The sequence below is a fragment of the Bacillus sp. FJAT-22090 genome (assembly GCF_001278755.1).
Taxonomy (GTDB): Bacteria; Bacillota; Bacilli; order Bacillales_A; family Planococcaceae; genus Psychrobacillus.
Genome location: NZ_CP012601.1, coordinates 2,265,939 through 2,289,212, shown reverse-complemented (window position 1 = coordinate 2,289,212; position 23,274 = coordinate 2,265,939). Strand labels below are relative to the sequence as shown.

The following is a 23,274-nucleotide window of genomic DNA, read 5'->3' as shown; positions in this document are numbered from 1 at the left end:
TTATGTGATAAAATGGAAGAAAAGTGGGGGAGGCAAAGCAATGAAGGAGCAGATATTGATAATTGAAGATGAAGAGAATATTGCACGTGTTTTGCAATTAGAGCTAGAATTCGAAGGCTACGCGGTAGAAATAGCTTACACCGGTACTGATGGGTTAATAAAATATCGAGAGAAAGCGTGGAATCTGATTCTGCTTGATTTGATGCTGCCAGGATTGAAGGGACTCGATGTTCTTAGAAGAATACGAGCGACAGAATCGGATACACCTGTGATTCTCCTCACTGCTAAAAGTGATATAGAGGATAAGGTGACGGGTCTTGATCTGGGTGCGAATGATTACGTGACGAAGCCTTTCGAGATAGAGGAACTGCTAGCTCGCGTTCGTTCTGCTATTCGCTTTTCTAAAACTGCACCTGTTCTCCCTTTGAAGGACGAAAACATACATATATTTGAGTCACTGATATTAAATGAACATACGAGAGAGATTACTAGAAATGGGCAATCTATTAATTTAACACCTCGAGAATATGATCTATTGCTCTATATGATGAAACACCCTAACCAAGTGTTAACGAGGGAACAGCTATTAGATGCGGTATGGGGCTTTGATTACTATGGAGATACAAATGTAGTTGATGTATACATAAGATATGTTCGAAAAAAAATCGAAGAGAATCAGAAGTCCTCTCTAATTCAAACTATTCGTGGGGTTGGTTATGTTTTGAAGGAGTCTAAGCATGAAGCTTAAAACAAAAATTCACCTATTTTCCACGTTTTTAACATTAGTAATTTTAACTTTAATGAATATAGGAATCTATTTTATATTTGAAAAAATGGCATATGATACTGAATATAAGCAACTAAATTCGGACGCAGACGAATTGATTACTGCACTAAGTAAGATGGAAAAAGAAGATGATGCTGCCACCATATTGCGTGCTTTTATTCCTGTAAAAGGTGCTATAAGTGTGAAAAATAATGATGGTGAAATGAAATTATTTGTACAAACGCTGGATGATGTAAATAACTATGTGCCGGAGTTTGAAGCGGGGGAACGATACTCGATAGGAACTTTTAAAGGGACACTTGTTCTTACTATAAGTAAACCAGTAATTTGGGTTGATGGAAAAGTAAATGAAGTACAGACATTGAAACTGTTAGATGACGTTGATAATAACTTAGAATTTTTAAGACTAATATTACTTGGCGTTACGTTAACAGGTATGCTTCTAATGACCATTTCCAGTATTACTCTTGGGAAAATTATAACAAATCCAATCGAAAAGTTAATAAATACAATGTCTCAAAGTCGACTTTCTGGAAAGTACGAAAAAATTATTGTTCCACCAAATGGTAAGGATGAAATGACGCAAATGGGCATTGCATTTAACGAAATGATGGAGCAGTTGGAACAAAATTATAACAAACAGGAACAATTTGTTTCAGATGCTTCTCATGAATTGAAAACGCCATTGACAGTTATTGAGAGCTATGCGAAATTGCTCTCTCGACATGGCTTTAATAACACAGAAATTGCCAACGAATCCGTTCAAGCAATTATTAATGAGACGAGTAGAATGAAAGAAATGATTTCTCAAATGCTTTTACTTGCAAAGAGCAATGAGCAATCCGTACGCAACTTTGAAACGGTTGATGTGTTTGAATTGGTTGAAACTACATTGCATTCTATGCGTACTGCATATAATCGGAAGTTTTTGTTAAAAGGGGAAGGTCCCATCTATGCAAACACCGATCTAGAACAATTAAGACAGCTGCTTTTCATTATTTTAGATAACGCTCGAAAATATAGTGAAAAAGAAATTAAAACGATTATTACCGAAAATGAAGAAGGAACCATTATTTCTATTATGGACTACGGAAATGGAATTCCTAAAAAAGATTTAGAACGTATATATGACCGTTTTTACCGAGTAGATGAAGATAGAAATAGAAAAACAGGTGGAACTGGTCTGGGAATGGCAATTGCAAAAGATATTGCTACAAGAATTTCTGCGGAGCTAACAATTGAGAGCGTAGTAGGATTTGGAACAACAATTCATATTTTTATTCCGAAAAGCCAAATTCTCATCGAATTCTAATGTTCGTGAAGTATGATGGTTTGAGGGGGGAAGTGTGAGTGAAATTTTTCAAAAGAAAAGGATTCGTACCTGTTTTTAGTGCAATATTAGTCGCTGGTGGAATCGTAGTTTTACTAGTAATCAACGAAAATAATAAACAGTCGATATCTGAAAATGAAGCCCGCTCCCATCTTGAGCGAATGTTTGATGCAGAAGTTGCGGGTGTAACGATGAAACAAGATGTTTACAAGGCTTTAATTACAAAAAGCGGTTCTGTGTATGTGGTGGAGATGAACGCAGTTACTGGAGATGTATATTCTCTTGAGGAAACAGATGAGTTTGTCGTAGAGAACGCAAATGATAAAAAGGAAGAGTCGATAGATGTTACATCAGAAAAAACTCTTGAAATTTTAGAAGAACCATTATTAAAAATAGATGATACTACTAATTCTTTGACACAGGTGGATATAGTAAAGCCACCTACGAAAATTATAATTAATGAAAAGCCTAAAAGTTCCAGTACAATCTTAGATACAAAAGAAAAATCAATATTAGCTGAAACTATTACTCCGAAGGGTGTTCTGTCTTCTCAAATAAAAATAGAGGACAAGCCTTCTATTGTTGTAAAGGAAGAAAAACCAATAAAAGAAGTAATAAAAGATGCTTTAAAAGATGTTTTAAAACCAGAAGCCTCTAAGACAGAAGAAACAAAAGAAGAAAAGCCGAAAGAGGAAGTTGCAAAAACGGAATCTATCAAAACAGAAGTAACTAAACCAGAAACAAGTAAAACAGAAGTGGCAAAGGAAGAAACCATTACTAAACCAGAATCTTCTAAGACTGAAGAGACAAAAGTGGGGGATACCCAAGTAGTGGCACCACCGTCACAGTCAGTTCAAACGGAAACAAAAAAACCAGAAGCTGAATCAAAGCCGGAAAAACCAACGACTGTATTGATTTCTGAAGATCAAGCGATAAAAACTGCTCAACAACAAGTGAAGGGTACAGTAGAAAGTAGTTCATTCGTAAAAACAAATGAAGGCGGATATTATTTAATTGTAATGAAAGCAACTTTACCTGAGAGTGATTCAAAAGATACGACGAAAGCAAAACAGACAAAGGCTACTATCCAAGTACATGCAATTTCAGGGAAAATTCTTACGGTCACATGGGAATAAGAATTTCTCATCAATTTCTAATAATACTCTCTGCGTATTCTCATTTAATTGGTTTACTATTAAGTTAACAAGTGAATAGTAAGTAAAGTTGATGAATTTGTTTAGAAGGAGCAAGTTCAAAAACTTCAGTATAATTGGGGAAACAAACAGCGATAAAACAGTTTTCACAGAGCGAAGAAAACGAAGTAGAAGGCATAAAATTTACGGCGATTTAAATAAAATAAACCTTGAGCGATAACAAGGAATATACCAAAACACCTCATTCTACCATTCCCCGTAGAATGAGGTGTTTTTTTATTACAGGAGTGTTACTGGTGACAGGCACCAGTAACACTCCTGTAACCATGTAAATAACATTTTTTCAATAAAATAAAAACACTGCACTGCCACATTATTGTGGCGGTGCAGTGTTTTTGATTATTAGCGTCTGTTTTTATTGCGTTTTGTCATTCTTCCAAGTGCGAAAGCACCAGCTGCGATTCCGATTAACGTGTTCGTATTTTTGTTGAATACTTGTTTTACAACAAGGTTCAAGTTTTGTGGACGTTCAGCTAAACGACGCATGAAGTAACCGTACCAATCTTGACCGAATGGAACGTACGTGCAGAAGTTATAGCCTTCTTTTGCAAGTTCTAATTGCATATCTGTACGGAATCCATAAAGCATTTGGAATTCGAATTTATCATTCGGAATATTGTTATCTTTAATAAATTGTTTTACATGGTTAATTACATTATGATCGTGTGTTGCGATAGAAGTAAATTTACCGTTCAATAAATGCCATTCAATTAATTCAATATAGTTTTTATCAATGTCTTCTTTTGCTTGGTATGCATATTCTTCTGGCTCTTTATATGCACCTTTTACAATACGAAGGCGGAAGTTTTTATACTTTTGAATGTCTTCTACTGCTCGATAGAAATACGCTTGAATTACTGTACCTACATTGTCGTAGTCTTTTGAAAGCTCGTCCAAGATGTCAAAAGATGGTTGCAAGTGTTTATGTGATTCCATATCAATATTGATGAATGTTCCATATTTATGCGCAATTGACACGATTTCTTTTAAGTTTTCTAAAGCGAAATCATAGTCTATATCCAAGCCAAGCTGAGAAGGTTTCAAGGAAATATGAGCGTCTACTTTGTTCTCCTCGATTGCTTCAATAACAGCAATAATTTGGTTTTTTGCTTCTAAAGCTTCTTCTTTTTTAAATACAAATTCGCCTAAATTATCAACAGTACAAGAGATTCCTACTGCATTTAGTTTTTTAATGCTCTCAATTGTTTCTTCAACATTTGTACCAGCAACTACATGCTGTGCACCCATTTTTAGACCATATTTTTTTGCTGCTCCATTTAATAGTTGATTTTCAGATAATGCGATAAAAAAATCTCTTAACATAATGATACTCCCATCTCTGTTTTGATGCTTTATTATACCACAGAATCATAAGAGTAATCATTAAAAGAGAGTAGAAAATGTCGTATGAAAAAAATTCCTAGGGAAAAATGGAGATATTTGTTTAATTTCCGAACAATCCTTTCATTTCTTTACAAATCCTTCACCGAAAATTATCAGAATTTTTACTTGCGAAATATTGGTAATTCAGTTAATTTAGAAATAGTGGGTACATATAAATCTACTAATAGATTAATTGTTTCATCATTAACTAGGAGGTAAGTTATGAAAAACAGTAAGGTCAAAAAGTCAGCAGTTGCGGCAGTTATAGCAACATCATTATTCGCATCTTCAAGTGTTACATTTGCAGCTAATTCTCTACAGAATATAGTGGACAATGCAAGAAAAGACATTAAAAATGCCTCATACTCATACGTGGTACCTGCACAGTCAGGTAAACTAGTGGCAAGTGCTGATGCATATAAAGCATTAAACACTGCGAAAGCAAATTATCAAAAGGCAAGAAATGAAATCATCAAATCCAATGCTAAAAATAAATCTTCACTACTGAAAAGTTTAGATGAACTGTACCAAGAAAGAGTAACGAAAGGACTTGTTCCTTATATTGATGCATATAACTATGCAGATAAATATTTAACACCAATTATGAACGAAATTAAAAAGGCAGAGTCTGCTAAAGACTGGGCAAAACTTGAAAAAGAATATCATAAACTATCAGCTCAATTAAAAACGAGAACTGCAATCCTATATCGTTTTTCCGGGAAGGCTGCTCGCGATCTACTATTAGATCAATATAAAGAACCTGCTGATCTAAAACGTTCAGAATTAATGGTTCCGGTAACAGTTTATATGAAAGCTACTCAAGCACAGGCGCTTTTTGCAGCAGGAAAAGAAAAAGAAGCTGCAAAAGTTCTTGAATCTATTCAACCATTACTAGAGAGATTAACTAGTGAACAAAAGCTTCCAGCAGTAAAAGAACTACTTGCGTTCGTTGAAAAAGTAAATGCAGAAGTTAACCCTGGATTTACATTATCTCTTATGCATGTAAATGATACACACGCAAATACGCAACAGGCTCCTAAGCGCTTAACTGCAATTAAAGAAGTGCGTGCTGAAAAACCATCTGCGCTATTAATCGATGCTGGTGATGTATTCTCTGGTACTCTTTACTTTAACGAGTTTAAAGGACAAGCTGATTTAGAACTAATGAAATTAATGGATTATGATGTAATGACTTTTGGTAACCATGAATTTGATTTAGGATCGACTCCAGAAGGTCATAAAGCGCTTAGCGAATTTATTCAAAAATCTAATTTCCCATTCGTTAGTGCAAATGCAGACTTCTCCAAAGATGTGAATCTAAAAGGATTATTCAATGTAAACGTTTCTTCTGATCCGAAAGATGGTCAAATTTATAGCGGTATTATTAAAGAAGTTGATGGCCAAAAAGTTGGTTTATTCGGCTTAACAACTGCTGAAACTGTTGATATTTCAAGTCCAAAAGATGTGACATTTACTGATTACATTAAAGCAGCACAAACAATGGTAGATGAATTTGAAAAACAAGGTGTTAATAAGGTGGTCGCAGTAACTCATATTGGTTATGATGATAATCCAACTTATGATAACGATTTATTACTAGCAGCGGCAGTTAATGGGATTGACGTAATTGTTGGTGGACATAGCCATACACAACTAGATAAACCTGTAATAGTAAATAAAGATAAAAACGGTGCAGTAAAAGATCCTACTGTAATTGTACAAGCTTATCAGTACAGTGAGTTTTTAGGAACACTTGATGTAAACTTCAATAAAGAGGGTAAAGTTGTTAGTCATGCTGGAAAATTAATTCCAATCAAAGATCAAACAGAAGATCCAGCAGCTGCTGCATTATTAAAAACTTACTCTGAAAAAATTGAAGAAATTAAAGTAAAAGAAATTGGTGCAGTAGCAGAAAGTGAACTAACAAATCCTCGTGTTAAAGAAGACACGGATCCGAGCGTTCGTAAAAACGAGACAGCACTTGGAAATATCATTACAGACGGAATGCTTTCAAAAGCGAAGAAGTATAATGATAAAGTAATTATGGCTCTTCAAAATGGTGGAGGAATTCGTGCTTCAATTGATGCTGGTCCGATTACTGTTGGGGAAGTAATTACAGTGCTTCCGTTTGGTAATACATTAGCAACAATGGAAGTAACCGGTGCCGAATTAAAAGCGGCTTTTGAAATTAGTTTCAAATCTTATCCAAAAGAAAATGGTGGCTTCTTACATGTTTCTGGAGCAAAAGTGGAATTTGACTCATCTAAGCCTACTGGAGAACGTGTTGTTTCTATTAAATACAAAGGTGCTGACGGTACTTTTGTAGAACTTAAAGATGATGAAAAATATGTCATAGCTACAAATGCATTCACTGCAAAAGGTGGAGATGGCTATGATGTATTCAAAAAGGCTTATGAAGAAGGCCGTGTAACAGATTTAGGTCTTTCAGATTGGGAAAATCTTCAAGAACAACTTCAATTATTGAAAACAGTTAAGAATGAAGTAGAAGGCAGAATTGTAGACGTAAAAAAATAAATCAATAAAAAAATTCCTCTTTCTAGCAATAGGGAGAGGAATTTTTTATTGATTTAAAATGTTTAGTTTATTGAAAATAGGATATTTAGAATAAGAGTCAAAATTAAATCTTAATACAGAAGACAGTACTTACTTTCCAAAAGAAAGAGGAGGAATTTTTGTATGAAGAAAAACACATTAATAGTTACTGCAGCAACTACGCTGTTATCGGCATCTTTGATCGGAGGTCCATTAGTCGGAAATGCTCAGGGAGACGATGGAAGAGATAAAGAGTGGGAAAGAAACCATTCAGGAGATTGGAAACAATCACATCAAATGATGGAAAAATTTAAAAATCAAGAAAGAGACAAACGACACTTTGACGATAAAAGTAGAGATAAAGATTATAACGAAAACAAAATAAAAGCCAACCAAATAGACAAAACAAAAGTAAACAGAAAGGAAGGAGTAAAGAAATCAATCCCTTTAGTTTCCTATGAACAAGCAAATGTATATGGAAAAAACACCATATTACCTTTAATTTCAGCAATAGAATCTGCAAAAGCAGCAAAAGATTGGGAAGCACTTGAAAAATATTTTCATTTACTTTCTAGAGAATTAAGAAGAGGAACGTCCATATTTTATAAAGTTGATGGAAAACAAAATCGTGACTCGTTAATTTCAACTTATAAACTTCCAGCACAAGAAAAGCGTTCTGAACTAGTTCTTCCGATTACAATCTATATAGCTTTAGAAAATGTGAATGACTCATTGGATAAAGGAGATACAAAAAATTTAAGCCTTAAAATGAAAAAAATTAGAGCATTAGAGAATAAATTGGAAGGGGTAGAAAATAGTCCTCTTCTGCAAGATTTAGTAGCACAAGTAAATGCTACTGAAAACAAATTAAATAATTTATTAGCAACAAACACAAATAGGTTAGAAATTAACTAACAACAAAAAAGTTCTGATTCTATTGAATCTGGACTTTTTGTCTGTTCAATTAACCTTTAAAATAAAATTGCTCTACTGTATAACGATTCATCACATCTAGATTTGGCTCATAACCAATGCCATAAGCTTTTGGCACATTTATATAGCCATCCTCAGCTACTACTTCCGGTTTAATAATGTCTTCCTCCCAATAACGAGAAGAGCCTGATGTGTCACCTGGTAGAAGAAAGTTTGGAAGTGTTGTAAGTGCTATATTATGTGCGCGTCCTATGCCAGCTTCGAGCATCCCACCACACCATACAGGAACCCCTTTATCCATACAATAATCATGGATTTTTTTCGATTCGGTTAAACCACCTACGCGTCCAATCTTAATATTAATAATTTTGGTGCTTCCAAGCTCGATTGCTTTGCGTGCATCTTCCATGGACAGAATGCTTTCATCTAGACAAATAGGCGTTTTTAATTCTTTTTGTAGTTTTGCATGATCAATAATATCGTCTGAGGCAAGTGGTTGCTCAATCATCATTAAATTGAACTCATCTAACTGTTGTAATAACGCTAGATCCTTTAAGGTGTAAGCAGAATTCGCATCTGCCATAAGTGGAACATCTGGATAAGCACCTCGTAATGCGCGAATAATTTCTATATCATTTCCTGGTTTAATCTTTACCTTTATACGTTTATATCCTTCTTTTATATAGGTTCCCACTAGCTCGACTAATTCATCTGTACTTTTTTGAATCCCTATACTAATTCCAACTTCAATTTTTTCTGCAGTGCCACCAAGTGCATCTGCGAGTGTTACTTTATTTCTCTTAGCATACAAATCCCAAATTGCTCCTTCAACTGCTGCTTTAGCCATATTATTTTTGCGAAGAGGAGCAAATAATTCGCTTACTTCATCTGGATGCACAAAGTTTCTGTTTAATACAAGTGGAATCAAAAAGTCCCTAATGATGTGAAGATTCGTTTCAACGGTTTCTTCTGTATACCAAGGAGCCGAAAAAGCAGTCGATTCACCCCAACCTGTGTTTCCAAGTTCGTCTGTTACTTCTAATAATAGAAATTCTTTTACTTGCATCGAACCAAAACTAGTAGTGAAGGGTGACTTCATCGTCATGTTCATTTTGCGTAAATTAATTTCTTTAATGATCATATTATTACTCCTTTGAGATCAGTGGCATGGTAAATATTATTAACGATTAATATTGTACCATTTGTTATCGGTTTATCATCTTCATCGGATTCATTCATTCATTTCCTTTTGAAATGTGTTAATGATTGTTTGGGCAAGTACTTCAATACCAGTGAAGATTGATTCATGCTTGAAGCTCATATTTGGGTGATGTAATCCTGGAGCTAAATCACAGCCAAGTCCGAGCATTGTCGCCTTTATGGTAGGTCTTTTTACAGGATAGTAATGAAAATCTTCACCACCAGGTGTAACAATAGGAGGTACACAAAAGTCTTCTCCAACTGTATGAATAATTGCCTCTTTCAATATTTCGACTGCTGTTGCATCTACCTCTGCAGCAACAATTTCCGTTTCTATATGGTAGTCGATTGTAATCTGATGAAGTGCTGCAATAGAGAGGATAGCGTTCTCCACTTTTGAAATCAGCTCATCCATTGCTACATTAGATTGCGCTCTTAAGTCTATACTGAATTCAGCATTTCCAGGAATAATATTTCCTGATTCTCCTCCGGCTTGAAATCTTGTGAGCTTTGCCGAATAAGACTCCATTGGGTCTAAGTAGATTGCCTGAATTGCATGTACAATTTGTGCACCAACTTCAATAGCATTTATACCAAGATGTGGTCGAGCGGCGTGTGCTTCGATCCCGTGGATTTTCCCGTTCAAAAGCTTTGCGGCACCATGGATTATGGCTGGGGAACAGTAACCTTGTTCTAATTCCTGAATAGGCCGAAGGTGAACGCCATATAAGAAGTCCATATCATCAACCAAACCTCTATCAATAAACGAAAGGGCTCCCGTTCCTTTTTCTTCAGCTGGTTGAAACAATACTTTCAAAGTTCCTTGCTGAGGTACAGCTAGTTTTTTTAATAATAGCAGTGTACCAACTGCCATCGTCATATGTGCATCATGACCACAAGAATGATTTGCCTGGAATACACCATTTACTTCCTGCCAAAGGGCGTCCATATCTGTTCTCAGTCCTACGCATGGCTTGCCATTTCCAAGAGTAACAAGAAGTCCAGTGGAATCATCGAAAGTCGTAACATCAAACCCCTCGTTAACTAACAAATCAACTAAATAATTTGTAGTTTCAACTTCTTTCCAACTAACCTCCGGATTATTATGCAGATGGTGAAAAACCGATTCCACAATTGGCCTTATATCTTCTAGCGCGTTATTCATGTTTAATTTCCTTTCTTCTAAATTATTCGTCTATTTACTTATCGGTGGAAAAGACCGATTATAAATCTATTTAAAAAACCCCACAAATGTGGGGAACTAAATCTTATTGTCTTCTTGTACAAGCTCTTGTTCATCAAGGAGATGAACTGGACTTCCTTCTGCAATCATATTAAGGGAAGCAATTAAATCTAAATTCTGTCTCATGTCCATTTCTTCCGAATCAACATAATTAGGATACAACCATTCTCCTCCTCAACCCTTTAAGTCTAGTATATTTAGAAACGGTCTATTTATTTACTAATATAGTCTGAAAATAAAATTTTGATTGATTAAACATAAGCAAAAATGAAAAGTAATTGATTAAAACCATTCAAAATGGCATAGATAAAAAATACGAATAATTCTGACACTTGAAACAACTCTAAAACGATCTAATATAGTACGTATACATAGGAATGGGGGTATGCCAGGTGAAAATTGAGTATTTTGTACAGGCTATGAATCAGAGTCTAAGAAGAGTAGGAGAATCAGTAGAATATATGGAACTGTATTCGAATATAAACAAAATGGAGCAGCATCAAATTATGCAGGCTATACTCGAATTAAGTGAACGAATTATATTGATAGAAGCATATATGGATGGGAGAAAGGAATTCCATCTGGAGTATAATGGAAAAGTTAAAAAGCACTAAATAAAGTGTCTTCAGAATGTAAAAAAACTCGAATTTATTTTATATAGGATAGATGGGGTTTTCCGAAGCTTACCGCTTGCTTTCCGCGGGCGAGCACCGAGCGTTTCGTCGCTACGCTCCTGCAGGGTCTCGTTTGTCTCGCTTTTGCCGCAGGAGTCAAGCGGACGCTTCTCCAATCCAATGAAATGTTACCCTTTTTTTGTTTTCTATTTACTGAGGCAGAATAATTTTAAGGTAATAGAAATTGATGACGAGAGTTCAAAATAAGAAAGGAGAACAATTATCCAAATACCTTCTTTTCTTCGATTTAAAGGCACTAATTAAGTGCCTTTTGCCCTTCTATGACAACTCTTGCATAATCTGTTCCAAATTGGTTAGTGGGGTGTGGCAAACGTTATTTTGACAGATCTGAACCGAAAGCGATGTAGCTGCCTTATCATGTGTCCAGAGATCATACGGTCGAAATGTTTTGTGTAAGTAGTGTAGTATTTCTGAAGCAGGACCACCACTTAATTTTATTTCACGGCTTCAACCATAAAGCCCAGTTGTGCACTTAATGTGGAAAGAACAGCAGATGGGTACTGAATAGCATCGTCTGTAAATGCGGAAAAAAGGTGTTCGACTTTTTTCAGTAGCTCCATATCTTCTGTAATTTTTGCTAATCGCCAAAGCTGCATCGCTGCTGTACCATTTCCTGAAGGTGTTGCATCATCTAATGCAGACTTTTCACGTATAACTAGCTTTTCTGCTTCTTTATTTGTGAAATAGAAACCTCCATTTTCCTTGTCTTCAAAATGGGTAAATAGAGTAGTTGCTAACTTTGTTGCTTTCCCAATATATTCTTCGTTCCCAGTTGCTTGATGTAATTCGATTACAGCCCAAATGATATTACTATAATCATCCAAGTAAGCCAAATGCTTCGCTTCGCCATCCCTGTAGCGTGCATATAGCACATTCTCTTTCATTAAATGTTGTTCTATAAACTGTATTCCTTTAGTTGCAAGGTCAATAAATCTTGATTCTGCAAAGGTAGCACCAGCTTTTGCGAGAGCTGCAATAAGTAGTCCATTCCAAGAGGTAAGTATTTTATCATCAAGATGAGGATATACCCGAGTTTGACGTTTATTAAATAGTAACTTACGTGATGCTTCCAAACGCTCTTCTAACTCATCCAAAGAAATATCGTATTCCTCTACTAAGGATTTTGCATCAGAATAAATTAAATTAGGGATATTTTTACCTTCAAAGTTCCCTTCCTCTGTAAGATCATATGCTTTAGCAAACAGATTTCCTTCGTGTTCACCCAATATATCCAATACTTCTGATAACGACCAAATATAATAAGTACCTTCTGTACCTTCACTATCCGCATCAATAGCCGAATAAAAACCTCCATCTGGATGAGTCATCTCCCGTTCGATAAATTCAATCGTGTTATAAACAATTTCTTTATATTGAGGAATTTCCGTAATTTGATATGTTTCCGTATAGGCAAGTAACAGTAACGCTTGGTCATATAGCATTTTTTCGAAATGTGGAACAAGCCACATTTCATCTGTGGAATATCGAGCAAAACCATATCCAATATGATCGTATATCCCTCCACGTGCAATTCCATCAAGGGTCGCTTCCACCATATTTAACGCATTATCATCTTTATTTGCATAATAATATCGCAATAAGAATAATAACTTGGTCGGGGAGGGAAACTTAGGCTCAGTTCCAAAACCACCATATTGCGTATCAAAATTGCCAGTTAACTGTTGATAGGCTTGGTCAATTGTATTAGGTGGAATAGAGCTCTCATTTGATGGAGGAACTTCATTTAAGGCCTCCGTAAGTTTATTGCTAATATGAACAACTTGGGATTGTTCATTCATATAAATATTATAGATTTGTGGTAAAAGGTCGAGCATTCCTGTACGCCCATGTTTACTTTCTTTCTGATAGTAAGTTCCAGCATGGAAAGGCTTTTGATCTGCAGTCAAAAACACATGAAGTGGCCACCCACCTTGACCAGTAAGCATCTGACATACATTCATATAGATGGAATCGATATCAGGACGCTCTTCTCGGTCTACTTTTATGGAAATAAAGTACTTATTCAATAGATTAGCAACTTCTTGATCTTCAAATGATTCTCTTTCCATCACGTGACACCAATGGCAAGTACTATAGCCGATGCTTACGAATACTGGCTTGTTTTCGAGTTTCGCTTTATCAAAAGCTTCTTTACCCCATGGAAACCAATCAACAGGGTTATGTGCGTGTTGTAATAAGTAAGGAGATTTTTCGGCGATTAATCGATTGGTAATATTTTTATTAGTAGTCATATTAAAACCACCTTCTTTAGGGAAATTTTTTCTAATATGTTTCCACTAAAAACTATTTGGTATTCCTAAGCATCTTGATGTCTTTAAACGATGTGATTCTTATGGTTGAAAATAACCGTGTGTTATAAGTATCTTATTAATTAAATGGAATAATTTTTTGTCTGCCTGTCCGCTAGCGCCTGCTTCAAGAATAGAATCCTTCATTTCTATTTTCACCTTTACCCTTTTAAGAGAAACTTATGTCACGGATGTTTTAAGTTAATAAGGAATCAAATTAATTGTCCTTTATTAATTTAAAACCTTTGACATTTACATGAATTTGCTGTAAATTATCCGATGGACGAACATTTTAGTTCATCTAGATAATTAATATTCGTATTTAGGGGTGTTAAGCATGGATAATGTATTTGATTATGAAGATATTCAATTAATTCCGGCGAAATGTGTTGTTAATAGCCGTTCTGAATGTGATACAACTGTTACTTTAGGTGGACATACATTTAAGCTGCCTGTCGTACCTGCAAATATGCAGACTATTATTGACGATAAAATCGCAAATTATTTAGCGGAAAATGGTTATTTCTATATCATGCATCGTTTTGAACCAGAAAAGCGGATTTCTTTTATTAAAGATATGCAATCTCGAGGACTAATCGCTTCAATTAGTGTAGGTGTTAAAGAAGAAGAATATTCATTTATTGAGCAATTAGCAGAGGAACAAATAGTACCTGAATTTATAACAATTGATATTGCACATGGACACTCGAATGCAGTAATTAATATGATTCAACATATTAAAAAACATATACCAGCTAGCTTTGTTATTGCAGGTAATGTTGGAACACCAGAAGCGGTTAGAGAATTAGAAAATGCTGGTGCCGATGCAACTAAAGTAGGAATTGGTCCAGGTAAAGTATGTATTACGAAGATTAAAACAGGCTTTGGGACGGGTGGTTGGCAACTAGCAGCACTTCGTTGGTGTGCAAAGGCTGCAAGCAAACCGATTATTGCTGATGGAGGAATCCGTACGCATGGTGATATCGCTAAATCTGTACGCTTTGGTGCATCTATGGTAATGATTGGATCACTATTTGCTGGTCACGAAGAGTCTCCAGGAAAAACAATCGAAAAAGATGGAAAGCTCTATAAAGAATATTTCGGTTCTGCTTCTGAATTCCAAAAAGGCGAAAAGAAAAATGTAGAAGGCAAAAAAATGTATGTAGAACACAAAGGGCCACTTGAGGATACATTGAAAGAAATGGAGCAAGATCTTCAATCTTCTATTTCATATGCTGGAGGAAATAAACTTGAAGCTATCCGAAATGTAGATTATGTTATCGTTAAAAATTCAATTTTTAATGGTGATAAAGTTTATTAAACAATTTTTTTCATAAAATTAACAGAGGTATATATTTTTTCAAACAGACAAATGCTACAATAATCTTGTCATTCATTATTACATGAATAACATTAAAAAGTAGAGGAGTGTATCAAATGGCTGTTGATGTATATCTTAATTTTAATGGAAATTGTCGTGAAGCTGCAGAGTTTTACGCAGAAGTTTTTAAAACAGAAAAGCCACAAATAATGACTTTCGGTGAAGCGCCACCAAGTCCCGATTACACGCTACCAGAGGAAGCAAAAGATTTAGTTATGCATACTCGACTAAATATTAGTGGAAGCAATGTCATGTTTTCTGATGTTTTTCCTGGTTCTCCTTTTATTGAAGGCAATAATATTAGCTTAGCAGTTGTAAGTAGAGATGAAAATGAAATTAGATCAGCATTTGAAGCACTTAAAGAAGGCGGAAAAGTAGGGATGGAGCTCCAAGAAACTTTCTGGAGTAAATGCTACGGTTCTGTGAAGGACAAGTTCGGTATCGAGTGGCAACTAAGCCTTGAAACCGATCAAATGCCTCAATAGAATAGCAAGGACTGTACTACAACGTAATTTGTTGTACAGTCCTTTTTTAATAGATAATGAAAGTTTATATAATTCAACTACCGTAAACTTAGTGTTCAAAAGTTTACTGCACGGACAGAAAACTTTTTATGTGGACAGAAAAGATTTTATACGGACAGAAAACTTTTTATGTGGACAGAAAAGATTTTATACGGACAGAAAACTTTTTATGTGGACGGAAAAAATTTATATGGACGTATTTTTCCTGGCATTAATCAGTAGTAGGAAATTTTATAAAATTTCCCAAATGAAATGTCTCACACGTATTGCTTTAAAGCGTTCGATAAGCGTTTTTCTTATTATTAATAAAATATTTTTCCAGGATTTAGAATGCCTTTTGGGTCAAATAACGCTTTAACTGATTTCATTAATTCAACAGCTTCCCCATGCTCGGCAACTTGGTATTTCATTTTCCCTAGACCTACCCCATGTTCACCTGTGCATGTACCACCAAGTTCGATCGCTTTCAACGCAATTTGTGAATTTGTATATTCTGCTTTTTCAACTTCTACTGAATTATCTGGATCATACATAACAAGCGTATGGAAGTTACCATCGCCAACGTGTCCAAATACTCCTCCTATTAGTCCGCTTTCTTCTAGTATTTTACGACCAAATACAACCATTTCAGCGAGTTTTGAAATAGGAACACATGAATCCGATCCCGTAGATACTTTCCCTTTTATATGCTTATATGCATATGCCATTTCATGACGTGCTTTCCAGAGTTCTGTACGTTCTTTCGAAGAATTTGCGCGTTCCCAGTTTTTACAGCCAAATTCTTTCATTAGTTCTTCTACAACTGTAGCTTCTTCTTCCACGATATTCGGTGAGCCAGCAAATTCAAAGAAAAGGGAGTGTGCTTCTGGAAATGTATAATTTCCGTATTCATTTACTTGTTTTATGCTTTCAGAGTCCACTAGTTCCATACGCATTATTTGAATACCACTTGATAGAACAGCTTGAGCAGCTTCTGCACATTCACCTGGAGTTTCAAATGTGCAACGTGCAGCTAAAACTTTTTCGGGAATACCATGCAGTTTAACTGTAACCTTCGTTATGATACCTAGAGTTCCTTCAGAACCAGTGAAAATTCCATTTAAATGATAACCAGAAGATGATTTTTTCGCTTTTGAACCAGTATGTATAATACTTCCATTTGCTAGAACTACTTCTAAGTCCAATACTTGGTCGCGCATCGAACCATAACGTACTGCTGTAGTACCACTTGCATTGGTTGCAACCATACCTCCTATAGAAGCATCAGCACCTGGGTCAATTGGGAAGTATAGTCCATGTTTATTTACATACTCATTTAGCTGAAGACGTGTCATTCCAGGTTCTACTGTAATCATCAAATCTTCTGGGAAAAACTCCACTACTTTATTCATTTGATCGAAGTTCACTGAAATCCCTTTATTAATTGGAATAGCTTGGCCCTCTAAGCCAGAACCAGCACCATATGGCGTTACTGGAACATCATATTCATTTGCTAATTGAAGTACTTTCACAACATCCTCCACATTTTCTGGGAAAAACACAAAATCTGGTTCTACCCGGGGATGTGAAGATTCATCTCTACTGTGGCGATATAACTCTGATTCACTTTGACTCACTTTTTTGTTTCCTAGTTTTTCAATCAAACTATTCAACATCATTAAAAACACCTAACTTTCTAATAATTCCAAAATTTTTGTTTACAAGAATAGTAGCATAATATATTATGCTTGTATACAGTATACAGGAAGGAGGGGGACATTTGAAAAAGATACTTCCAAAAGAAACTCTTGCAGATCAAGCATTTAAGAGTATAAAAGATTCAATCATCGCCGGAAAGCTTGAACAAAACGAAGAGCTACCAGAAGAAAAATTGGCAATGGATCTAGGAATCAGTCGTACTCCAATTCGTGAAGCATTAAAGAGGTTAGCAGCAGAAGGGCTTATACAGTTAAATAAAGCAAAGCCAGCAACTGTAGCTACTTTTTCAATCGTTGATGGGCTACATTATATGGAAATTAGAAGACTTTTAGAAATTTACAATATCGATAAAAATACAGATAAAGTCTCTGAAAAAATACTGTATGATTTACAAAACAATTTGGAAGAACAATTAGAATCGATAAATCGTAATGATTTTCATTCATTTATCGATTTAGACCGAGAGTTTCATTTAATTCTTGCAAGTATTGGAGACAATAAGAAGCTAGTGGAGCTTATACATGATTCTAATGCTGGAGTTAATCGAGCATTTCTGATTCTTTCCAATACGTTACAAGTGAGTGCGGAGGAAGCTTACCACGAGCATACAAAGATAGTAAAAGCACTTCAAAATCATCAAAAAGATTTAGCTAAACAACTTATGACAAGTCACCTAGATAATGTAGAAAAAAGATTTTTATCATATTGTACTCAGGGGGAAATGAAATGAAAAAATTATTCGCATTATTACTGATTATTGTTATAACACTATCCGCATGTGGAAGACCTACAGAAACAGTAACTACATCTAGTACAGGGGAGTCCGAAGGTTCTTACACAATTCGAATCGCGTACTTAGTTTCTGAAGAGCAATCCTCTCATATTGCAGCAGAAACTTTTAAAGAAAAACTTGAAAAAGAGTCTGATGGTAGGTTAAAAGTTGAGTTATATCCAAATGGACAACTATATGCCTCAGACCGAGAAGCGATTGAAGCAGTTCAACTTGGAAATATTGAAATGACCATTCCAGCCGTAGCACCTCTTGCATCTTTCAATAAAAAATTTATGGTATTCGATTTACCATTTTTGTTTAATGATCATGACGCTGCATACCGAGCGTTGGATGGTGCTCTTGGAGAACAATTACTTGGAGAATTGGAGAACAATGATTTGAAGGGACTTGTTTTTGCTGAGAATGGTTTCCGTCATATGTCTAACAATAACGGTCCGATTCATGGCATAGCTGACTTAAAAGGATTGAAATATCGTACACTTGAAAATCCGGTCCATACAGATACATTTAAAGCATTCGGTGCAAACGCATCCCCATTTGCATTTGGTGAGCTATATACAGCACTTCAGCAAAAAACATATGATGCAATGGAATCACCGATTTCTCTCTATTACACAAACAAGTTTTATGAAGTACAAGACTACTTAACAATTACTTCACATGTCTATGCCGCAACTATTTTGTTGATGAATAATGAATTTTTCAATTCATTACCAGAAGATCTTCAACAGTTGGTTGTAAAGACTTCTGAAGAATATCGAACAGAACAACGTAAGCTTGCTCAAGAACAAGACGTAGATTTCTTAAACAAACTGAAAGAATCAGGAATGAAAGTGAATGAACTAACTCCAGAAGAACGTGAAGAATTTAAAGATGCAACGAAATCTGTTTACGATAAATACGTTTCAGAAATTGGTGAAGATTTAGTTAAAATGGCTGAGGATGCAAACAATCAATAATAAGGGGAAGGGATGGGAAAAATTTTTATGTTAAAGAAATTTGCAAAGTTTGAAGAAATCCTCCTTGTTTGGTCACTTGTTATTATGGTTGCCTTAATTTTTGGACAAGTAGTTGGTAGAAAAGTTTTTGAATCTGCTCCTAGTTGGACAGAGGAAATGGCAAGGTATATTCATATTTTTCAAGTTTGGATCGGCGCAAGCTATTCCGTAAAATTACGACAACATATAAGAGTGGAAGCGTTTGTTACACGCTTCCATGGAACTTTTCGTCAAGTACTAGAAACAATTTCAATTCTCATATGGTTTGTTATGGCACTCTTTTTGGCGGTATTTGGAACAGAACTAGTGTTGAGTAGTATTGAACATGGCCAACTAGCACCTGCTATGCAAATTCCAGTTTGGATTGCTTACTTAGCTATCCCACTTGGGGGGTTAGGAATGGCTATTCGATTAATTGTACAACTAGTGGAGGTATGGAAAGGAAACTATGACAAACCAGCAGATGAGGAGATAATCGCATGACAGTAGCATTATTATTTGGAACGTTATTCATTTGCTTATTAGTCGGTGTACCGATTGCCATTTCTCTTGGAATTTCAGCTCTAGTTGCCATTTATTTTGGTTCTACATTACCCCTTGGGATTATTGCACAAAAAGCATTTACTTCTCTTGATTCATTTCCTTTATTGGCAATTCCTTTTTTCATGCTCGCGGGGGTGCTGATGAGTAAAGGCGGGGTTTCCAAACGTTTACTAGATATGGCTGCAGCAATGGTAGGTTGGATTGTAGGTGGACTTTCTTTAGTGACTGTTGTTGCTTCGATGTTTTTTGCGGCAATATCCGGTTCAGGTCCAGCAACGGTTGCCGCAATCGGTGGTTTTATGATTCCTGAAATGAAAAAGAAGAGATACGATGGAGGATTCGCGGCTGCAGTTTCTGCATCTGCTGGCTCTATAGGTGTTATAATTCCACCTTCTATTCCTTTCGTATTATATGGAGTAATAGGGAGTGTATCTGTAGGAAGTATGTTCTTAGCGGGTATTCTTCCAGGAATTCTAATTGGAATTGCTCTAATGATAACAGCTTATATAATTGCGAAAAAGAGAGGGTATACTTCAGAACAAAATGCAATTTTTTCATTTAAGGATGTTTTAAAAGCTACTTTTGATGCAAAATGGGCATTACTTATTCCGGTTATCATATTAGGTGGTATATATGGGGGATTTTTCTCTCCAACAGAAGCTGCGGTAGTAGCAGTAGTTTATTCTTTAATAGTAGGACTATATGTATATAAAGAACTTACATGGAAAACTGTCTATGAATGTTTTCGAGAAGCAGTTGTCATTAATGCAACAACAATGATTATTATTGGACTTTCTGTTTCCTTTGCTTACTTTATGACGTTAGAACAAGTTCCAAATGATATTTCAACTTTCTTAACAGAATTATCTACTAATCCAATTGTCATTTTAATAGCGATTAATATCATACTATTAATAGTTGGTATGTTCATAGATACTATATCTGCGCTCGTAATTTTAACACCAATATTATTACCTATTGTTGTTGCAGTGGGTATTGATCCAATACATTTTGGCGTTATTTTAGTCTCTAACTTAGCGATTGGTTTTATCACGCCGCCACTTGGTGTAAACTTATTTGTAGCCTCCAGTGTAGGAAATGTAAAGTTTGAAAGAATAGTCATGGCAGTTATTCCGTTTCTATTCTCGATGATTATTTGTTTAATCGTTATTACATTTGTGCCGAGTTTGTCTTTATGGCTACCAAGTTTTTTTAAGTAATATAATGTGAAAGAAGGATGAAGTAGTATGTCTTTGAGCATAAATCCACGTGCTAAAACACTAACAGTACCAGGAATTCGGCAGTTTTCTAATCAACTGGTAAACTTTCCGAACGCTATTAATTTAACAATTGGGCAACCAGATTTTCCAACACCAGTCGCAGTAAAAGAGGCGGGGATTCGAGCAATTGAACAGAATTTGACTGGATATTCTCATAATGCAGGATTACTAGAACTTAGAGTAGCAGTCAATACCTTTTTCTCGAATAAATATGGATTCTCTTATGATCCTCAAAATGAAATTGTAATTACAAATGGAGCTAGTGAAGCAATTGACTCGATTTTCCGGACGATTTTAGAGGAGGGTGATGAGGTAATTTTACCAGCCCCAATCTATTCAGGTTATGTACCGGTAATTGAATTATGTGGTGCAAAAGTAGTCTATTTGGATACGACGGAAACGGGGTTTCAGCCATCAGCGAAAAATTTAGAGAGACTTATTACAGAAAAAACAAAAGCAATTTTGTTTAATAATCCTTCCAATCCTACTGGTGTTATCATACAAAAGGAAACAATGGATGAATTAGTACAAATGCTGAAGGAAAAAGAAGTCTTTATCCTGACTGATGAAATATATAGTGAAAATACTTTCTCGGGTGAACATCATTCATTTGCGGTATATAAAGAGCTTCAACATAAACTTTTTTATATTCATGGTGTTTCGAAATCTCATTCCATGACTGGATGGCGGGTTGGATTCTTAATGGGACCAGCTACAATTATGAAACAAGTAATGTTGGTGCATGCATACAACTCAATTTGCGCTTCTTTACCTGCTCAACATGCTGCGATTGAAGCACTAACAAATTCAAAAGACACACCAATTGAAATGAATGTGGAGTATGTGAAAAGACGTGACTATGTATATGAACGTTTAAATAAAATTGGGTTACCAGTTGAAAAACCTAATGGAGCATTTTATATTTTCCCTTCTATTGAAGCGTTCGGTATGAACTCATTTGATTTTGCAACTAAGTTACTCCAAGAGGGTGGAGTTGCAGTTGTTCCAGGGAGTACATTTACACCTTATGGAGAGGGGTATATTCGTATATCATATGCATACTCTATGGCTGTGCTTGAAGAAGGTTTAAACCGTCTAGAAAAATTTATTCAAACTATTCTAAAGTAGTTATTGTGTAAAACATGAAGAAGGATTGTGTTCTACTTTTCCCTAAGTTAAAATAGAATAAATTGTATGAAATTGTAATAGTGAAATACGCCTTTCAATTAAGAAAGAAATGGAGATTTTTATGAAAAAAATACTTTCGTATTCATTAGCTTTAGGGATTTTAGGTTCTGCAATGTTCATTCCATATTCAAACGCTTCTGCTGCTTCACTATCAAAAGCAGAAACAGCTGTAAAAAATGCTGAAAAGTACGCGGGTGAGCTTAAATGGCAAATATCGTATGAGACGACAAAGGTTATAAAAACACCGGATATGAAGGTGTTTAATGCTACAAAGTCAGCTTATTTACAGGCGAAAAAAGAGATCTCAGCAACGAGTGGCTCTGAAAAACAAAAGCTAGAACAAAGATTAGAAGATAACGTTGGTGTTCATTATGAACGTACTATGGGGTATGTAGATGCCATTACGTCCGGTAATAAAATCGCAGCCTTGACGAAAAAGTTTCAACAACAGTACAGAGATGAACCAACTGCAGATTCTACTGAAAAAACATATCATGAGCTGTCTGCAGAAATAAGAAAGCAAGCGAAATTATTATATAAAGTTTATGGCAAATCAACACGGGATGCTTTCCTTGCTACTTTTAAGGCACCTGCTGAAAAAGTACTGGATGATGCTAAATACACGATTACAGCAAAAAATGATTTGAGAAAGTTAAATACATTAGTAGGACAAAATGCGAATCAAGTAGTAGTTGAAAATCAAGTGAATCAATTATTTAACAGTTTAGATAAAATAGTTGAGGATGAAATATACTACACTCTTTTTGATGAATATAGCTTAACTATTCGAAAAGATGCTAGTTTCTTAGCCCAAGAGAAAGAACTGAAACAATTTTTCGCAACTACTACTGATCTTATTAATAAAGAAGATGTAGAGGGAGTATTTAATTTATATAATGAAGCCTATCCAGATTATGAATATTTGAAAAAAGACATCCAAGATGCATTTGATCAATTTAATATGAAATTTGAATTGCTAGATGTAAACGTGTTATCTATTCTTGATGGATACGCATATGTAGAAGTAACGGATCGAATGACAGAGGGAACTGAAACAGATACTCTAACGAGTGTTTATTTAATGATAAAAGAGAATAATGCTTGGAAGTATTTTGATATATATGATGCTTACTAAGTTTACTAAAGACCCTAAATATTTTATTTAGGGTTTTATTTTATGTGTTGAAGCTAAATATATAGTCCTGAAGGGGTGTGATGTAGG

The 23,274-nt window shown here is 35.3% G+C and carries 20 protein-coding genes; 14 read left to right on the top strand and 6 right to left on the bottom strand.

Annotated elements, in window-relative coordinates:
- Positions 1-40 precede the first annotated feature (40 nt).
- Genes AM499_RS11605 through AM499_RS11595 form a run of 3 tightly spaced genes read left to right on the top strand, consistent with a single transcriptional unit; the run spans position 41 to position 3,253 of the window.
- Positions 41-748, top strand: a complete 708-nt coding sequence (locus AM499_RS11605) for a response regulator transcription factor (RefSeq protein WP_053592178.1) — start codon at positions 41-43, stop codon at positions 746-748.
- The gene (locus tag AM499_RS11600) at positions 738-2,099 is read left to right on the top strand and encodes a sensor histidine kinase (RefSeq protein WP_053590367.1); all 1,362 of its coding nucleotides are present in this window, start codon (positions 738-740) and stop codon (positions 2,097-2,099) included. The genes AM499_RS11605 and AM499_RS11600 overlap by 11 nt, the downstream gene beginning before the upstream one ends.
- Before the next feature lie 38 nt (positions 2,100-2,137).
- Positions 2,138-3,253 carry a PepSY domain-containing protein gene (locus AM499_RS11595; RefSeq protein ID WP_053590366.1) on the top strand — a complete coding sequence of 372 codons (1,116 nt, stop codon included), beginning with the start codon at positions 2,138-2,140 and terminating at the stop codon, positions 3,251-3,253.
- A gap of 420 nt (positions 3,254-3,673) precedes the next feature.
- Here AM499_RS11595 and AM499_RS11590 read toward each other — a convergent pair whose 3' ends face one another.
- Positions 3,674-4,654, bottom strand: a complete 981-nt coding sequence (locus AM499_RS11590) for a proline dehydrogenase family protein (RefSeq protein ID WP_082355254.1) — start codon at positions 4,652-4,654, stop codon at positions 3,674-3,676.
- Between the two features lie 282 nt (positions 4,655-4,936).
- Between AM499_RS11590 and AM499_RS11585 the strand changes: the two genes are divergently transcribed.
- Both AM499_RS11585 and AM499_RS11580 read left to right on the top strand, forming a co-directional pair.
- Positions 4,937-7,249: a 5'-nucleotidase C-terminal domain-containing protein gene (locus AM499_RS11585; RefSeq protein WP_053590364.1), complete on the top strand. Its 2,313-nt coding sequence runs from the start codon at positions 4,937-4,939 to the stop codon at positions 7,247-7,249.
- Positions 7,250-7,411: 162 nt separating this feature from the next.
- Complete coding sequence (locus tag AM499_RS11580) at positions 7,412-8,182, top strand: hypothetical protein (protein WP_053590363.1); 771 nt, start codon at positions 7,412-7,414, stop codon at positions 8,180-8,182.
- Positions 8,183-8,231: 49 nt separating this feature from the next.
- On the opposite strand, the gene menC is transcribed toward AM499_RS11580, so the two are convergent.
- The 3 genes from menC to AM499_RS21860 form a co-directional block, all read right to left on the bottom strand.
- On the bottom strand, positions 8,232-9,341 hold the full coding sequence (menC, locus tag AM499_RS11575; protein ID WP_053590362.1) for an o-succinylbenzoate synthase: 1,110 nt from the start codon (positions 9,339-9,341) through the stop codon (positions 8,232-8,234).
- 90 nt (positions 9,342-9,431) lie between these two features.
- A complete protein-coding gene (locus tag AM499_RS11570; RefSeq protein ID WP_053590361.1) occupies positions 9,432-10,565 on the bottom strand; it encodes a M20 peptidase aminoacylase family protein in 1,134 nt (377 codons plus the stop codon).
- 96 nt (positions 10,566-10,661) lie between these two features.
- Complete coding sequence (locus tag AM499_RS21860) at positions 10,662-10,805, bottom strand: hypothetical protein (RefSeq protein ID WP_197275548.1); 144 nt, start codon at positions 10,803-10,805, stop codon at positions 10,662-10,664.
- Between the two features lie 230 nt (positions 10,806-11,035).
- On the opposite strand from AM499_RS21860, the gene AM499_RS11565 reads away from it, so the two are divergent.
- The gene (locus AM499_RS11565) at positions 11,036-11,257 is read left to right on the top strand and encodes a hypothetical protein (RefSeq protein WP_053590360.1); all 222 of its coding nucleotides are present in this window, start codon (positions 11,036-11,038) and stop codon (positions 11,255-11,257) included.
- 515 nt (positions 11,258-11,772) lie between these two features.
- Here AM499_RS11565 and AM499_RS11560 read toward each other — a convergent pair.
- Positions 11,773-13,590 carry a thioredoxin domain-containing protein gene (locus AM499_RS11560; RefSeq protein WP_053590359.1) on the bottom strand — a complete coding sequence of 606 codons (1,818 nt, stop codon included), beginning with the start codon at positions 13,588-13,590 and terminating at the stop codon, positions 11,773-11,775.
- Between the two features lie 394 nt (positions 13,591-13,984).
- On the opposite strand from AM499_RS11560, the gene guaC reads away from it, so the two are divergent.
- Positions 13,985-14,968 (top strand): GMP reductase, encoded by a 984-nt coding sequence (gene guaC / locus AM499_RS11555; RefSeq protein WP_053590358.1) that lies wholly within the window; start codon positions 13,985-13,987, stop codon positions 14,966-14,968.
- A gap of 116 nt (positions 14,969-15,084) precedes the next feature.
- Complete coding sequence (locus AM499_RS11550; RefSeq protein ID WP_053590357.1) at positions 15,085-15,513, top strand: VOC family protein; 429 nt, start codon at positions 15,085-15,087, stop codon at positions 15,511-15,513.
- A 341-nt stretch (positions 15,514-15,854) separates the two neighbouring features.
- On the opposite strand, the gene AM499_RS11545 is transcribed toward AM499_RS11550, so the two are convergent.
- Positions 15,855-17,210 carry an FAD-binding oxidoreductase gene (locus tag AM499_RS11545; protein WP_053590356.1) on the bottom strand — a complete coding sequence of 452 codons (1,356 nt, stop codon included), beginning with the start codon at positions 17,208-17,210 and terminating at the stop codon, positions 15,855-15,857.
- A gap of 101 nt (positions 17,211-17,311) precedes the next feature.
- Between AM499_RS11545 and AM499_RS11540 the strand changes: the two genes are divergently transcribed.
- From AM499_RS11540 to AM499_RS11515, 6 genes are all read left to right on the top strand, one after another.
- Positions 17,312-17,980, top strand: coding sequence for a GntR family transcriptional regulator (locus AM499_RS11540; protein WP_053590355.1), 669 nt, complete (start codon positions 17,312-17,314; stop codon positions 17,978-17,980).
- Entirely contained in the window at positions 17,977-19,002 is a 1,026-nt protein-coding gene (locus AM499_RS11535; protein WP_053590354.1) for a DctP family TRAP transporter solute-binding subunit, read from the top strand. The genes AM499_RS11540 and AM499_RS11535 overlap by 4 nt, the downstream gene beginning before the upstream one ends.
- A gap of 12 nt (positions 19,003-19,014) precedes the next feature.
- A complete protein-coding gene (locus AM499_RS11530) occupies positions 19,015-19,524 on the top strand; it encodes a TRAP transporter small permease (protein ID WP_231687445.1) in 510 nt (169 codons plus the stop codon).
- On the top strand, positions 19,521-20,804 hold the full coding sequence (locus AM499_RS11525; RefSeq protein WP_053590353.1) for a TRAP transporter large permease: 1,284 nt from the start codon (positions 19,521-19,523) through the stop codon (positions 20,802-20,804). The genes AM499_RS11530 and AM499_RS11525 overlap by 4 nt, the downstream gene beginning before the upstream one ends.
- A 27-nt stretch (positions 20,805-20,831) precedes the next feature.
- Positions 20,832-21,992 carry an aminotransferase class I/II-fold pyridoxal phosphate-dependent enzyme gene (locus AM499_RS11520; RefSeq protein WP_053590352.1) on the top strand — a complete coding sequence of 387 codons (1,161 nt, stop codon included), beginning with the start codon at positions 20,832-20,834 and terminating at the stop codon, positions 21,990-21,992.
- 121 nt (positions 21,993-22,113) lie between these two features.
- Positions 22,114-23,187, top strand: a complete 1,074-nt coding sequence (locus AM499_RS11515) for a hypothetical protein (RefSeq protein ID WP_053590351.1) — start codon at positions 22,114-22,116, stop codon at positions 23,185-23,187.
- The last annotated feature ends 87 nt before the right edge of the window (positions 23,188-23,274 follow it).